Here is a 15,511-nt window from a genome sequence, read left to right as displayed (position 1 = left end):
ATGAAGATCGAAGCAAAACGAAACCTGAACATCCGCCAGGCGCCGGACTTAAGCTCGGCGCGTGTAGGGGTATTGCTGGCCGGCAACCAGGCAGAGGTAGATGGCGCAACCACCGGGCAAAACATCCAGGGCAACTCCCTGTGGTATGTTGATCGGAACCGAAACTACTATTGGAGCGGCGGCGCACGTCCCGTCGGAACGATCGATACGATCTTACAGGAGTCGCAACCAGCGCTCCCGGCTCCGGCACGGTTCCCCTGGTTTGACATGCTCAAGATCAACGAGATCTGGGATACCTACGGCGAACGTGGGCAAGGCGCCACGATTGCGGTACTGGACACGGGCTACAATCCCACTGTCCCGGAGATTGTAAATGCCATCGGTGGTTCGAAGATCATCATTACGCCCGAAGCATACCCTGGCATTCCGCTGGTGGAAGAAGACCAAAGCAATATAGGCCATGGCAGCCGCTGCCTGTCGCTGGCAGGGGCGCGGGCAAATGGCCGCTTTTCACTGGGGGTAGCCCCGGAAAGCAAACTGCTATCCGCCAAAGTCAGCATCAACCGGGAGATACGCAACTTTGATTTTATTCTGCAAGGTATACAATGGGCGATCGGGGCTGGTGCCGACGTGATCTCCATCAGCTATGCGGCTGAGCTTAGCGATGCCGATAAAAGCCGGTGGGAAGCAAAATATCTTGACATCATAAAAGATAAAAATGTATTGATCTTCGCGGCCGCCGGTAATGCGGGCTCAACCCAAATGCCGGGCGAGCGATACCCCGCTTCTTTTAATCAGTGTATCTCCGTCGGCGCGGTGGATCAGTCGGGAAGCTTGAGCCCGATTACAATCCTGAGTAACAAGACCGTGCTGCATGCGCCGGGTATTGACGTAGAATCAATCGGAAAATCCCCGACACCGGATGTGCAGTCGGGTACGAGTTATGCAACCCCCATCATTGCCGGCATTGCCGGGTTGGCGGTTGCCTATCTAAAACGGACCAAAGGCAGTTGGAATGCCGTCGACCTGTATCATAAATTACAGGCGTCGGCCACCGTGATCGGCAACCAGCCCACAAAGAAACTAATTAACGGCATCGAGTTATTTAAACAGATTACGATATGAAAAGTTGTATATACGTATGGGGAGTTATGCTAGTGCTTCTGGCTCATACCGGCTATGCGCAACAGACAAGCCTGTATTACAAGGCGATGTACCTGGAAGCGCAACGCAGCCCGGTAACACACAAGATACCCCTGGACGAGTCCACCAAAGATGTACTGCGGGAGCTCTATGCCCCCAATACCAATATCACGGTCCCGCTACTGGATGGCAACCCCTTGTTGAAAGATCAGTTTGAGGATGCTCCCGGTTCAGGGGTGAGTGCCCTACGGCAGCCCCTGGCGGCCGTCGGTGGCCTGAATGTTACGAACCTGGCCGATGGCCTCGCGAAATTTCTGATCAAGCGATCGAAGGAAGAGTTAAGTGTTGCTTTCTTCCAGGGTTTTAAAGATGACTTGAAGAAGTACCCGGAACTGAAGGTGTTGTTTCCGAACACGGCCTCGTTCATTGAAAATATCGAGGCGTACAACTATGCTTCGTTTTTACAAACCCTACGCGAGGGGTTTCAGGCCGACCTGATGTCATTGCCCACGGGCCTGCGCAACCTGCGTACGCTCAAGCCGGCCATGTGCCTCGACGGGAATAAAAAATGCACGGAGCGGCTCGCCGCCATCGAGAATTTCTTTGAAAAGAACGAGCTCAGTATCCTGTATGTAGCCTCCACCATTGTCATGGACAGTCTCCAGGCAGGTGCAAACATAGCGGACATCCTTCATGCAATAGCAGAAGACGAACAGACGGACAAATTCCAGGACGTATCGAACATATCCAATGCCGTGCTGCTGGCGGATATCTTTTCCGGCAGTCTGCGAAGCAAAGACGCCGATCGTGTGTGGGTTACAAGAACTGAGCTGAAAGAGCTAAAGAACACCGATCGGCTGAAATTGTTCTTTGGCATGATCCTGCAAAAATGTGTTCTCGAAGATATCAAGTTTAACGTCAATGGAAACAATGTATCATTCGCGTCGTTGATTAAAGCCGAAGATACACAGCGATATTATACCTACCTGGAAACAATTGTCAGTGCCGGTACAGAGGTCAACCAGGTTGTAAAAGACATCCGGACCAAAAAAGCAGCAAACGAGAAATTCACTTCGGATAACTATGTACAATACCTCAACGCCTCCGTCGATGCCGTACAATTGCTGGTTAACCTGGAGCAGTTTAAGATCACCATACCTCCGGCCCAACTTCAAAACATCACAACGACTCTGAGATCAGCGATTTCCGTCTATTACAATATTCGCGCGGAGAACTATGCGTCTGCCATCAGCAATGTCTTCATCATTGTCGATCATACGTTGAGCAGTAGCTACGAGCACAAGGACAAGATCTTGCGCTACGGTGCCTTTATGGCCTCGATCGTACAAGCAGAAAGCGCCGACCAGGTGGAAGAAGCAATTGAAGCCGTGGCACTCCCTGCCGGCAGCGCGTCGATCAAAAAGAGCGCCGACTGGAACATTGCACTGAACGCGTACCTGGGTGGTTTCACCGGTCGTGAATACCTGGCCGAAAAGGTGACGGATAGATGGAAAACGATGCGCGGTATTGCGGCGCCCGTGGGCATTGCCATTAGCCATCGTGTTTACACAGCCTCGGTCACGGCGTTCGTATCGGTGCTGGATATCGGTGCGGTCGCTTCGTATCGCTTAGATGATAACACTTCAGCCGACCTGCCCGAGCTAAAACTGCAAAACATCTTTGCGCCGGGCGGCGGTGTAATCATTGGCTTGCCCCGATGGCCAGTGTCCATCGGATACATGTGGCAAGTTGGTCCGGCGCTGCGGGAAATTTCAGACGGTTCGGCAATAATTTCCAGCAAAGTAAACCAGCGGCAGTACCTTTTCGTAGGTGTAGATATACCGCTACTGAATTTTTATACGAAGCCGCGTAATAAATAGGCGAATGTCAATTTCACTTCTTTTCATCCGCCTTTTCGGTTTTGGGAAACAAGTAATTTGTCACTACGTAAAAGAATCCAATAACATTTGCCGTAGTAGTTGTTAATAATGCAATGATTACCGAATCGGATAAGTGAAAGGCAATAGCAGGTGAAAAGATAATTAAACAACTTGAACCCGATGAGATTACAATATAGATAACTACGGATAGCCAAAAAATTAGTACGGCGAACAGACACCAGGCAAAGGTTTTCCTAAGCGCAATATTTTGGCTGCGATCACGGATATCAAGGCTTTGAAGAGTGTACTTCTGTATTTCAAATGCAGTTACAACATCGGGAGCCGATGAAGTTTTGCCTAGGATTCCCTTGAGCTTTTCGAAGGGCTTTAGTTCAGGCTTGCTCAAGTTTACCGTATTCAGTTTTGAAATACGTTTTTATCTTCTCTTCATCAAGGCTCATGCCTTTCGGAATTGAAAGCCCCTTAGCATGATAGTCACGGTACAATTGATCCCAAGGGGTATCTACCTCGTGTGTAAGATTTGAAAGTTGAGTAGCCGTTAAATCAGAATATAAATTCCACATGCTGTCCAACAACGCGATAGTATCCGGATTCGTCACCTTTGGTGCGTCCTCCAGGATATTTGTATAAGGCGATTTGATTTCCTTATTTCCGTAGTGCTTAAATTCATGGTATACCGAAGGGATTACTGGACCATATGGCCAAGCTTGAATGGCCTCATCGATCAACGGGGTATCGTACAAAGCAAGACACCAACCATGAGAAAAGTAAATAAGCTTCTGAAGTTTCATAGGAGAGACTGGCTTTTTATCTTTTACCCCCTTCTCTATGAAGAAATTAGCAACCGCTAATGCCTTTTCCATATGCAAAGCTTTTCTTTTAGAATACATAAAGCTAACAAAAAAAGGAATCTATTGAATCCTTTATTAAGCGCTAATATAATGCTTTTAGTCTTGTAATGCTAATATTATTAGTTTTTGGTAAAAGCTCAACAATAGGACGCAGAATGAGTTAAAAATAACAGCGCCAGGCTTGTGGACCTGACGCTGATTAAAGGTTATCGAATATCAATCGGTATTTCCATCTGCTGCTTCGAGCTGTTAATGCCATAGACATAGGCACGGCCGCGGTACTTCGAAAAGAACTCACTCACCTCTTCCGGATCTTTCACACGCTGGCGGTTCAACGCTACAATGGTGAAATTCTCCGGTATACCAATACGCTTCAGTACGCTGGTGTCTTTCATCTTAAACACCTTCACCCCGTAGCGTGTCGACTCAAGCTGCGCACCCAGCGAGCCATCGTTCAGAATCTTGCGTTTGATAATCTCCGTACTGCCATTCTGGTTGATGAGCGTGAGCGTAGCCGTATTGACCTTGTTGCTCCGCAGGTATGTAACAGTGATCTTATCGCCGGGATTGTGATAGCTCAGCTCTTCTTCAAACTCGCTCTGCGTATTGATGTTGATGGTATCGATACGCGTAATGATATCGCCCAGCTTCAAGCCGGCCTTAATCGCGGGTCCTTCGCGGTCGAGCTGCTCCACGAGTACACCGTTGAATGTTTTTACGTTGGTAGCCAGGTCGTACTTCTTGGCATTTTCATAATTATACTCTACCACGCTGGTACCCAGGAACGCCTTCTGCGGTGCGCCGTATTTTACCAGGTCATTGAACACCTTCTTGGCAATATCGATGGGAATCGCGAACGCATAACCGGTATAAGAACCTGTGCGGGAGAGTATGGCCGAGTTGATACCGACCAGCTCGCCGGCTTTGTTGACCAGCGCACCACCCGAGTTGCCCGGGTTGATGGCCGCATCGGTCTGAATAAAAGATTCGATCGGGAACTTGTCTTCCAGGATCCCAATACGCCGGCCTTTCGCACTAACGATACCCGCCGTTACCGTAGAGGAGAGCGTAAACGGATTCCCCACAGCAATAACCCATTCCCCCACCTGTAGGTTCTTGGAGCTACCCAACGTAGCAGCCGGCAGGTCGTTGCCTTCTGGTTGGATCTTGATCACGGCCAGGTCTGTAGAAGGGTCGGTACCAATGAGCTCGGCCGGATAGGTGCGTTTGTTATAGTTCACTTCAATACGCTCGGCAGTCTCTACCACGTGGTTGTTGGTAATGATATAACCGTCGGCGGTAAAGATTACACCCGAGCCGCTGCTGACCTGCGTGCGGTTGCTATTGCCCTGGTTAAAGAACCAATCCCAATACGAGTAGGAGGCGCCTTGCGAAATGCTGTTGATGTATACAACACTTTGCGTGGCCCTGGCCGCGGCAACGCTAAAATCTACGTTGGGTACGGCTACCGTTGGAGCTGCCGAAGAGGAGGAGTGATAGGTAAGGGGTGTGTCGTAGCCTGTCGCAGAAGTAAACGCCGTTTTGGCCTCTTCGGTCTGTAAGCCGGGCTTCACCATCAGCGCATAAAAAGCATAAGAGCCGCCAAATCCGGCCAGGAAAGCTACGATGACAATTTTCAGGACGTTTTTCATAGAAAAATAATATCGGTTTTGTCGTGTGGTAGGGACGAAGCGTGTGTGTAAAAAGTTTCAGCGTGTGGAGCAAAAATACTTAGTTTTGCACATTATGGGAATTCGTTCGTTTTTCGCCCGGCCGCTTGCCGCCTATATTGCCCGTCAGACTGAAAAATGGTCGCTTGCACCGGTTGCTTCTCAGCAAAAAGTATTCCGGTATCTGATCGACGAGGCAACACAGACAGCCTTTGGCAAGGACCACGGCTTTGATACTATTCATACATACGAGGACTTCAAGAAACAAGTTCCCATACGCGACTATGAGGCCCTGCGGCCTTACGTCGAACGGGTAGTACATGGCGAGCCCGACGTGCTCTGGAAAGGCAAACCGGCCTACTTTGCCAAGACCTCCGGCACGACGTCGGGCATTAAATATATTCCCATCACCCAGGCATCGCTCCCCAATCATTTCAATAGTGCCCGCAACGCGGTTCTGAGCTACGTGCACGAAACGGGCAACGCCTCCTTTCTCGACGGCGGGCTGATCTTCCTTTCCGGCAGCCCTGTGCTGGAAGAAAAAGCCGGCATCAAGACCGGTCGGCTTTCGGGGATCTCCAACCACCAGGTGCCTGCATACCTGCGGGGCAACCAGAAGCCCAGCTATGAAACGAACTGTATCGAAGATTGGGAAGAGAAGCTCGACAAGATCGTCGACGAAACGTTGGCAGCCGACATGCGCCTGATCTCGGGCATTCCGCCGTGGGCGCAAATGTATTTCGACCGCATCCAGGCGCGCACCGGCAAGAAGGTAAAAGATGTATTCCCCAACTTCTCGGTGTTTGTGTATGGTGGCGTAAATTTTGAGCCCTACCGTGCCAAATTGTTCGAGGCCATCGGTAAACAAGTAGACTCGATCGAAACCTATCCCGCATCGGAAGGATTTATAGCCTACCAGGATTCACAGGCAACACACGGCCTGTTGCTGCTGTTGGATACTGGAATCTTCTTTGAATTTATACCCGTAGAAGAATACTTTTCCGAAACGCCCACACGCCTGAGCATTGGCGAAGTAGAGCTTGGCAAGAACTATGCATTGATCATCAATAGCAATGCCGGTTTGTGGGGCTACTCCATTGGCGACACCGTCAAGTTCGTATCAAAAGATCCATACCGCATTGTCGTCACCGGCCGCATCAAACATTTTATCTCGGCCTTTGGCGAGCACGTTATCGGCGAAGAGGTGGAGCGCGCCATGAAATATGCGCTGGAAAAATTCCCGGAAGCCGCTCTGGTAGAATTTACGGTAGCCCCGCAAGTAACACCCGCTACCGGCTTGCCGCACCACGAGTGGCTGGTGGAGTTTGCACAGCTGCCGAAAGACCTGGAGGCGTTCGCGCAAGCGCTCGACGACCAATTACGGAACCTGAATGTGTATTACGATGACCTGATCACTGGAAATATCTTACGTACACTTATTGTCACCCCATTGCAGCGCAGTGCTTTCATAGAATACATGAAGTCGTTGGGAAAATTGGGTGGTCAGAACAAGGTGCCCCGCTTGTCAAACGACCGTACCATTGCTGACGTGCTGGGTGAAAAGTTTGTCGCTCGGTCATAAGCAAACTTTGCGTACTTTTGCCGAACGTACCGGCATATGCCTGGTCGTCTGGATCATCAATTTTAGTGCAGTTGAGTAACAAAAAAAATATTGCCATTCTTGGCTCCACCGGTTCCATCGGTACACAGGCCTTGGATGTAATTGCGGCAAATCCCGATGCTTTTCAGGTGGAAGTGCTCACGGCGCAAAACAATGCCGCGCTTCTGATTGAACAAGCCCGGCGGTTTCAACCAAATGCAGTCGTTATCACCAACGAAGACCATTACGAGCTCGTACGTCAGGCCCTCGCGAATGAGGACGTTAAAGTTTACGCGGGCGAAAAAGCCCTGGCCGACATTGTGCAGATGGAAACCATCGACCTGGTTATAACCGCCCTGGTAGGATATTCCGGCCTGCGCCCCACGCTACGGGCCATTGAGGCCGGCAAAACCATCGCCCTGGCGAACAAAGAAACGCTGGTCGTCGCGGGTGACCTGGTAACGCGCCTGGCACGGGAGAAAGGGGTAAGCATTTATCCTGTAGATTCTGAGCATTCGGCCATTTTCCAGTGCATGGTGGGCGAGTTCCACAACAAGATCGAAAAGATCGTTCTGACGGCTTCTGGCGGTCCTTTCCGGGGTCATCTACGGCCGCAACTCGGCGCGGTGACCAAAGCACAGGCGCTGAAACACCCCAACTGGTCTATGGGGGCGAAGGTCACGATCGACTCCGCATCACTCATGAACAAAGGACTGGAAGTGATCGAAGCCAAATGGCTGTTTGGACTCAACCCTTCGCAAGTCGAGGTAGTCGTACACCCGCAATCCATCATTCACTCGTTCGTACAGTTTGAAGACGGTTCCCTCAAAGCGCAGCTGGGCCTGCCCGATATGCGGCTGCCGATCCAATTTGCAATGACGTACCCGCATCGCCTGAAAAGCGACTTTCCGCGCTTCGATTTTGCGCAATACCCATCGCTGACGTTTGAAAAACCCGATACCGAAACTTTTCGTAATCTTGCACTGGCGTTTGATGCCCTGCACCGCGGTGGCAATATGCCGTGCGTGCTGAATGCAGCGAACGAAGTGGCCGTGGCCGGGTTTTTGCGTGAACAGGTAGGTTTTCTGGAAATGTCGGACATTGTTGAACAATGTTTGGCAAAAATGGATTATATAGGTAATCCCTCTTACGAAGATTACGTTACAACCGATAAAGAAACACGCCTGCGTGCGCAGGAATTGTTACGATAAAAAGACCCACACGCACACTGTAATAATTTGAAAAAGAAAAAGACTAACGGATTAAAAGATAACGAATGGATTGGATGATCATGTTAGCTCAGTTACTGCTGAGCTTATCGTTTTTGGTGGCCGTACACGAAATGGGCCACTTGTTGGCAGCCAAGTATTTTGGAATGCGCGTAGAACAATTTTCGATCGGCTTCCCGCCGAAGATATGGTCCTTTACAAAGGGTGAAACAGAATACGCCATCAGCGCCATACCGCTGGGGGGATATGTAAAGATCTCGGGTATGATCGACGAGTCGCTCGATACCGAAAAGATGAAGCAGGACCCGCAGCCGTGGGAGTTTCGCTCCAAGCCGGCCTGGCAACGTCTCATCGTTATGCTCGGCGGTATCATCGTAAACCTCGTCGTGGGCGTATTGATCTTTATCTCCCTGACGTTCGTCTTTGGTGACATCTATATGCTGAAAGACGTCGTAAACAAAAACGGCGGCTTTGATGTAGGCGAAGTAGGCGAAGAAATCGGCCTGCGCACCGGCGACAAGATCGTGAAGATCAACGGTAAAGATTTCTTGTATACCGAGGAGATTACCAAGCCGCAGACATTGCTCAGCAATGACGGCTACTATACCGTAGAGCGCGACGGCAAACTGGTCGATATTTCCATTCCCGGAAACTTCATCGAGAAGTTCAACAAGAAAGAAAATGCCATGAACTTCCTGCGGTACCGCGTGCCGCCGGTAGTAGGCGAAGTGACGAAAGAATCTATTGCCGAAAAGACCGGGCTGAAAGCCGGTGACGTATTTACAGAAGTGAATGGCACGCCCGTAGCATACTTTGACCAGGTATATAAGCTCGTACAGAATAGCAAAAAGGCAAAAGCTGATTCCATCTCCTTTAAGGTGTCTCGCGCCGGCGCGACGCTCGCATTTAAAGAGGCATTCAAAGGTAAGGAAGGTATTGGCTTCCGCGCCATGGAACCGAAAGACTACCTGGCAGATGGCCGCGTCGCCAAGAAATATGGTCTTGGAGAGTCCATACCGCTGGGTGCTACCCGCGCAGTAGAAACGCTGAGGACACAAGTGACTGCCTTTGGCGCGGTGATTAGCGGCAAACTGTCTCCCAAGAAGTCCCTGTCCGGCCCGATCGGCATCATGCGTGCCTATGGCGGCGAGTGGGACTGGCAGCGTTTCTGGTCACTGACCGGCGTGTTGTCACTCGTATTGGCTTTCATGAACCTGCTGCCGATCCCGGCGCTCGACGGTGGCCATGTGATGTTCCTTACGTACGAGATCGTTTCGCGTCGCAAGCCTTCTGATAAGTTCCTGGAAAATGCGCAGAAAGTTGGGATGGTATTCCTGCTGGCGCTGATGGTATTTATCTTCGCGAACGACATCGTGAATCTGTTCTCGTAAGAACAATAGATAAGTTATTTTCAATGCCCGCCGACGTTAGTCGGGGGGCATTGTTGTTTTATTCCGGTTTGTGGATCTGGAATTCTACACGACGGTTTAAGCTTCGGTCTGCTTCAGTCTTTTCGTCAACAATGGGCTTCGAGCTTCCGTAGCCATGGGCTTCAATGCGACTGGCATCAATGCTGAACTTGTAGATCAGGTAAGCCTTGATGGCGTCGGCGCGTGCTTGCGACAGTTTCAGGTTTGCAATTTCATTGCCCTGCTTGTCGGTATGCCCGGCAATGCTCAGGTTGAGCATCGGGTGATCGATCATAAAGTTGGCCAGCTTATTCAGGTCGGGGTGCATGGATTCGAGTATGTCGGCCATGCCATTCTCAAACTCGAGTGATTGGAAAGCAATCTTACTTTCGATGGGTTCGGTCTCGAGGTTGATTTCCTGATCACCATCCATGAAGAAGATTTGCTCGATGCGGAAGAAGTCGTCACCCTGAATGATGAGCAAATAATTTCGTTTGTTGATCAGGTTGAAATCGAACGAACCGTCCTCGCGGAGAAACTTGGGCGCTACTTCCACACCTTTGTCTAAGTCAATGACCGACACAATGCCACGGAAAGGTTTCTTCGTTTCGGAGTTGATCAGCTTACCTTTCAGACGCGCCACCGCGTCGGGCTGCGCTTCCATCGGCACCGGGAAGGAGTATAGATCGAGATTGTTCAGGTTGTCCTCAGCCGACTTGGCATAGTATAGATTTTTGGACTCCGAGTCGATTGTAAAATAATATTCGCTTCCTACGCCGTTCACCAGCGGGCCGATGTTCTTGGGCTCGCCCCAGGCGGACCCATCGCGATGCGCCTTGTAGATGTCGAAGTCACCAAAGTTCAGCGGCTGCCCGTTGGAGCTGAAGTAAAGTACATTGCGCGTATGATGAAAGAATGGACTTACCTCAAACGCGCGGGTATTGACAATCGGGCCCAGGTTCTGCGCCCTCTGCCAGCGGCCGTCGATGTCGCGCACCGAAACGTAAATATCGGAAAAGCCAAAGCCGCCAATGCGGTCGGACGAAAAGTACAAGGTGTCCCCGGAGTGGGAGAGAGAAGGCTGCGAGTCCCACGATGCGCTGTTGATGTTCTGTCCCAGGTTTCGTGCCTCGCCCCAGGTGCTGTCAGGCTGTAGGTCCGATACAAAGATGTCGCAATTGCCGTACGAATCGGGCGAGTTGCAGCGCGCAAAGTATAAATGCCGGCCGTCGCGGCTCAAGCTGGCCGACCCTTCGTTGTACGGCGTATTGATCTTTTTCAACTCTTCCGAAAAGCCCCACAGGGTGTCACTCTTGATCGTATAAAACAAGTCTTCGTTGTAGGTCTTTTGCAGCGGTGTGATCTTGGAGTTTCGCTTGGACGTAAAGAGCATGACGTTGTCGACGTTGCCGATCGTCGGGCCATAGTCTTCTTTCTCTGAGTTTACACCGTACCCCATGTTGAGCAGCACACCCTGCGGCGGGCGCAAGGTGTCAATCTCTTTGCGAAAGGCCACCAGGTCATAGTATTGCTTCAGCGGCACATACAGGTCTGTTTGGTTACGCGTGAGCGTATCGAACTCCTGACGTACCAGTTTCTCGTCGATGTTCTGTTTGTGATGTTTGAGTACGAGTTTGTAGAGCAATACAGCTTCGCCTGGTGGACCGAGCTTTTCCGAAAGCTTCGCTAAATCCCAAATGAGCTGTGTCTCGATGCCAAAGTTTTCAATACCGAAATTGCGCACATACGCTTTCAGCTCGGCATATTGTTGCTCGTAGTCGCCGGAGGCGGCAAGCGCTTTTATTTTGGCGAGTTTTGCTGCATCTTTATAGAAGCGAACCCCATTCACATTGGGAAAAACGAAAATGTCAGATTGGCGGTAGCTTGTCAGGCTATCATTAAGCTGAACGACTCCACCCTTTTTGTATTTCGTTTTAGGCTTTTGAGCCAGGAGCGGAGCGTGAACCAACAGCCAAAAGGCCGTAATTAAGGTTAAAAAGTAGGTTTTCACTTAACCTGCGTTTGGTAAAAAACACGCCAACCGGATAAAGTTGACACTATTTTGCTTCTTTTACAACTCTCTTGGCACTACTATTGTCCTTTAGGCGCACATACCAACCAGATAACGAAGCGCACGCACGCCGTGCCAGTTTGACATTTTTCGACCAAGGCAATGTTTAAAGCAAATCCCATACAGCTCGTTCAGGAAGAATCAGATGATCTCATTCAACTGATCAATCCCGAGCAAGATTCCGATATTAAGCCGGAAGACCTTCCGGAAGAACTTTCGATCCTCCCCATCAAAAACACAGTGTTATTTCCCGGGGTGGTGATTCCCATCACAGTAGGCCGGCAGAAATCCATTAAGCTGGTAAAAAAGGCCTACCAGGGAAACCGTATCATTGGCGTCATAGCGCAAAAGAACTCGCAGGCGGAAGAGCCTATTATCGACGATCTTTACCGCACCGGCACAGTCGCCCGCATCATTAAGATGCTGGTGTTACCCGACGGCAATACAACCATCATCATCCAGGGCAAGAACCGGTTTACCGTCAAAGAATTTGTGCAGGAGGAGCCGTACCTCACCGCCCGCATCGCGCTGCAATCAGAGCCTATACTCAATGCCAACAACAAAGAGTCCAGGGCCCTGGTACAGTCATTGAAGGATGCAGCCACCAAAATTCTGAAGCTAAATCCGGAGATACCCCAGGAGGCACAGGTGGCACTCGACAACATTTCGAGCATGTCGTTCCTGGTGCACTTCCTGTCCTCTAACCTCAACGCCGAGGTAGGCGACAAACAAAAGATACTCGAAACGCAGAATATTACCGATCGCGGCACACTGCTGTTGCAGTATATGCTGAAGGATATACAGATGCTGGAGATCAAACACGAGATTCAGAAGAAAGTACACACCGACATCGATCAGCAGCAGCGCGACTATTTCCTGCGTCAGCAGATAAAAGTGCTGCAAGACGAGCTGGGCTACGACGGCCCCGACAAAGAAGTAGAGAAGTTCCGTCGCCGCGCCGAAACCAAACAATGGACAAAACAAGCTGCCGAGCACCTCAATAAAGAGCTGGACAAGCTGCTACGCATAAACCCCATGGCAGCCGAGTACCCGGTGGCCATGAACTATGTCGAGTTTATGCTCGACCTGCCCTGGGCGGAATATACCGAAGACGACTTCGACCTGAAGCGCGCCCGCAAGGTGCTGGACCATGACCACTTTGGTCTGGAAAAAGTAAAGAACCGTATCCTGGAATACCTGGCTGTGCTCAAGCTCAAGCAGGATATGAAGGGACCGATCTTGTGTCTGTACGGCCCGCCCGGCGTAGGAAAAACTTCGCTGGGGCGTTCTATAGCCAAAGCGTTGCAGCGCAAGTATGTACGCATGTCGCTGGGCGGCGTGCACGACGAGGCCGAGATTCGTGGGCACCGTAAGACCTACGTGGGCGCGATGCCCGGTAAGATTCTGCAGCACATCAAAAAGTCGCAGTCATCCAACCCCGTCTTTGTACTCGACGAGATCGACAAAGTAAAAGCAGACTTCCGCGGCGACCCGTCGTCGGCGTTGCTGGAAGTGCTCGATCCCGAGCAGAACAGCACCTTTGGCGACAACTACCTGGAAGTAGATTATGACCTTTCGAAGGTACTCTTCGTCGCCACCGCCAATTCGCTCGATACCATTCACCCCGCGTTGCGCGACCGGATGGAGATCATCGAGATCACCGGCTACACGCAGGAGGAAAAAGTCGAGATCGCCGTCAAACACCTCATCCCCAAACAGCTGAAAGAGCATGGTTTACGGGCGAGCGACGTGAAGTTCTCGAAAGATGCCATCAACAAAACCATCAATAGCTATACCCGCGAGTCGGGTGTACGCAGCCTGGAGCGCAAGATCGGTACCCTCGTGCGGCACATAGCCAAGTCGGTAGCGATGGAAGAGGAGTATGACAAAGTGATCAGCGACGAGACGGTACGCAAAGTCCTGGGCGCAGAGGTATTTGACGAAGAGCTATACCAGGGTAACGACATCGCAGGAGTGGTAACAGGCTTAGCCTGGACACAGGTGGGTGGAGAAATTCTCTTTGTAGAATCCAGCCTCAGCCGTGGCAAAGGTGCCTTAACGATCTCCGGCCAGTTAGGCGATGTCATGAAAGAATCGGCCGTCGCCGCGTTATCTTATTTAAAATCCAATGCCGAGGCGCTGCAGATAGACTACCGGTTGTTTCAGCAATACGATCTGCACATACACGTGCCGGCCGGGGCCGTGCCCAAAGACGGACCGTCGGCGGGGATCACTATGTTCACCTCGCTGGCGTCGATCTATACACAACGCAAAGTAAAAGCCAAGCTGGCCATGACCGGCGAGATCACCCTGCGAGGCAAAGTATTGCCGGTAGGGGGCATCAAGGAGAAGATCCTGGCGGCCAAGCGCAGCGGTATAAAAGAGATCTTGCTGAGCGCGAAAAACCGGCGCGACATCGAGGAGATCGAAAAGAACTACCTCAAGGGACTGACGTTCCACTATGTCGACAACGTCGAAGAGGTACTCAAGATCGCGCTGCTCAAAGACCGTATTACGGTGCCCATGAAGTTCGTCTTAACCGACCAGAAAGCGACCGCCTGAGCAGAATAGCCGGGCGCTGCCGTGATATGACAACATTTTTGCGATATTAGCAGGCAAAGCTTCTGGCGTGGTGAGACGATTACACCTTCTTTTTTTCCTTTTCTGTACCGTGTCATCCTATGCGCAGATCGGCGGCAAACGCTCGTTTGAGTTTCTGCAGCTACCGGCCAGTGCACGCCAGGCCGCCCTCGGGGGCGTAAACGTGTCCCTGGCGGACCAGGACGTAAACTTCTTTTTTGCCAGCCCCGCACTGGTGTCCGACACCCTGGCGGGCACGGCCTCGGCCTCCTACCAGTTCTATGTGGCCGACGTGGGGCAGGCGACCTTTGCCTATGCCCATACATTCCGCGGCATTGGCACCCTTTCTTTTGGCGTACAACACCTGAGCTATGGCACCATACAAAGTTACGACCCCGCGGGCAACCCCCTGGGCGACTATAAGTCGAGTGAAACGGCGTGGGTGGTGAGCAAAAGTCACCAGGTGGGGCACTTTCGCATGGGTGCAAATCTAAAGCTGGTATTCTCCAACCTGGCTGGCTACCGCGCCAGCGCCCTGATGATGGACCTGGGCGGCGTGTTTGTCCATCCGCAGCAAGACCTGCGTGTGGGCCTGACAATTCGCAATCTGGGCGCTACTTTATCAGAATACACCGATACGGGCGAGACCTCTTTGCCGTTTGATGTACAGGTGGGCGCCACCTTTAAACCCGAGCACATGCCCTTGCGTTTTTCGCTTACGGCCTATGCGCTGACCCGCAAAGACGTGACCTATTACGATCCGGTCAGTGGCGACGACGAGCCCGGCACATTGGACAAGGTGCTGCGACGCATTAACTTTGGCGCCGAGATCCTTTTTCACCGCAACGTAAACCTGCTGCTGGGCTACAACTACCTGCAACACCAGGAGCTGAAGCTCGAAGAGGGTGGGGGTGGAGCCGGTATCTCGCTGGGCTTTTCTGCCCGGATAAAAGCTTTTGAATTTGTTTTCAGCCGAAGTGGTTATGTGGCTGGAAACGGCGGCTATACACTCACGCTGTCATCGAACGTGGAACGAATGTTGAAGAGACGATAAACT

Annotated in this window: 11 protein-coding genes; 7 read left to right on the top strand and 4 right to left on the bottom strand. The window is 51.3% G+C overall.

Annotated elements, in window-relative coordinates:
• Entirely contained in the window at positions 1-1,125 is a 1,125-nt protein-coding gene (locus KK062_RS13705; RefSeq protein ID WP_254084874.1) for a S8 family peptidase, read from the top strand.
• 26 nt (positions 1,126-1,151) lie between these two features.
• Positions 1,152-3,023 (top strand): hypothetical protein, encoded by a 1,872-nt coding sequence (locus tag KK062_RS13700; RefSeq protein WP_254084873.1) that lies wholly within the window; start codon positions 1,152-1,154, stop codon positions 3,021-3,023.
• Between the two features lie 13 nt (positions 3,024-3,036).
• On the opposite strand, the gene KK062_RS13695 is transcribed toward KK062_RS13700, so the two are convergent.
• The 3 genes from KK062_RS13695 to KK062_RS13685 form a co-directional block, all read right to left on the bottom strand.
• The gene (locus tag KK062_RS13695) at positions 3,037-3,429 is read right to left on the bottom strand and encodes a hypothetical protein (protein ID WP_254084872.1); all 393 of its coding nucleotides are present in this window, start codon (positions 3,427-3,429) and stop codon (positions 3,037-3,039) included.
• On the bottom strand, positions 3,416-3,907 hold the full coding sequence (locus KK062_RS13690; protein ID WP_254084871.1) for a Panacea domain-containing protein: 492 nt from the start codon (positions 3,905-3,907) through the stop codon (positions 3,416-3,418). Before KK062_RS13690 ends, KK062_RS13695 begins: the two co-directional genes overlap by 14 nt.
• 194 nt (positions 3,908-4,101) lie before the next feature.
• On the bottom strand, positions 4,102-5,547 hold the full coding sequence (locus KK062_RS13685) for a S1C family serine protease (protein WP_254084870.1): 1,446 nt from the start codon (positions 5,545-5,547) through the stop codon (positions 4,102-4,104).
• Positions 5,548-5,641: 94 nt separating this feature from the next.
• On the opposite strand from KK062_RS13685, the gene KK062_RS13680 reads away from it, so the two are divergent.
• The 3 genes from KK062_RS13680 to rseP all read left to right on the top strand — a co-directional run bounded on the left by KK062_RS13680 (position 5,642) and on the right by rseP (position 9,785).
• Positions 5,642-7,147: a GH3 auxin-responsive promoter family protein gene (locus KK062_RS13680; protein ID WP_254084869.1), complete on the top strand. Its 1,506-nt coding sequence runs from the start codon at positions 5,642-5,644 to the stop codon at positions 7,145-7,147.
• 71 nt (positions 7,148-7,218) lie between these two features.
• A complete protein-coding gene (locus KK062_RS13675; protein WP_254084868.1) occupies positions 7,219-8,376 on the top strand; it encodes a 1-deoxy-D-xylulose-5-phosphate reductoisomerase in 1,158 nt (385 codons plus the stop codon).
• Between the two features lie 74 nt (positions 8,377-8,450).
• Positions 8,451-9,785: an RIP metalloprotease RseP gene (gene rseP, locus KK062_RS13670; RefSeq protein ID WP_317195775.1), complete on the top strand. Its 1,335-nt coding sequence runs from the start codon at positions 8,451-8,453 to the stop codon at positions 9,783-9,785.
• 58 nt (positions 9,786-9,843) lie between these two features.
• Here the strand turns inward: rseP and KK062_RS30940 are convergent, their stop codons facing one another.
• Positions 9,844-11,814 (bottom strand): OmpA family protein, encoded by a 1,971-nt coding sequence (locus tag KK062_RS30940; protein ID WP_254084866.1) that lies wholly within the window; start codon positions 11,812-11,814, stop codon positions 9,844-9,846.
• A gap of 162 nt (positions 11,815-11,976) precedes the next feature.
• On the opposite strand from KK062_RS30940, the gene lon reads away from it, so the two are divergent.
• Positions 11,977-14,436, top strand: coding sequence for an endopeptidase La (lon, locus tag KK062_RS13660; RefSeq protein ID WP_254084865.1), 2,460 nt, complete (start codon positions 11,977-11,979; stop codon positions 14,434-14,436).
• Positions 14,437-14,506: 70 nt separating this feature from the next.
• A complete protein-coding gene (gene porQ, locus KK062_RS13655) occupies positions 14,507-15,508 on the top strand; it encodes a type IX secretion system protein PorQ (protein WP_254084864.1) in 1,002 nt (333 codons plus the stop codon).
• Positions 15,509-15,511 lie beyond the last annotated feature (3 nt).

It is taken from the genome of Dawidia cretensis, assembly GCF_018598175.1.
GTDB classification, from domain to species: Bacteria; Bacteroidota; Bacteroidia; order Cytophagales; family Cyclobacteriaceae; genus Ohtaekwangia; species Ohtaekwangia cretensis.
This window is presented reverse-complemented; position numbering and strand designations above follow the sequence as displayed.

Bases quoted from the DNA above. Each gene is read 5' to 3' on its own strand.
- KK062_RS13705 (WP_254084874.1), top strand. From the start codon at position 1: ATGAAGATCGAAGCAAAACGAAACCTGAACATCCGCCAGGCGCCGGAC.
- KK062_RS13700 (WP_254084873.1), top strand. From the start codon at position 1,152: ATGCTAGTGCTTCTGGCTCATACCGGCTATGCGCAACAGACAAGCCTG.
- KK062_RS13690 (WP_254084871.1), bottom strand. From the start codon at position 3,907: ATGGAAAAGGCATTAGCGGTTGCTAATTTCTTCATAGAGAAGGGGGTA.
- KK062_RS13685 (WP_254084870.1), bottom strand. From the start codon at position 5,547: ATGAAAAACGTCCTGAAAATTGTCATCGTAGCTTTCCTGGCCGGATTT.
- KK062_RS13680 (WP_254084869.1), top strand. From the start codon at position 5,642: ATGGGAATTCGTTCGTTTTTCGCCCGGCCGCTTGCCGCCTATATTGCC.
- rseP (WP_317195775.1), top strand. From the start codon at position 8,451: ATGATCATGTTAGCTCAGTTACTGCTGAGCTTATCGTTTTTGGTGGCC.
- lon (WP_254084865.1), top strand. From the start codon at position 11,977: ATGTTTAAAGCAAATCCCATACAGCTCGTTCAGGAAGAATCAGATGAT.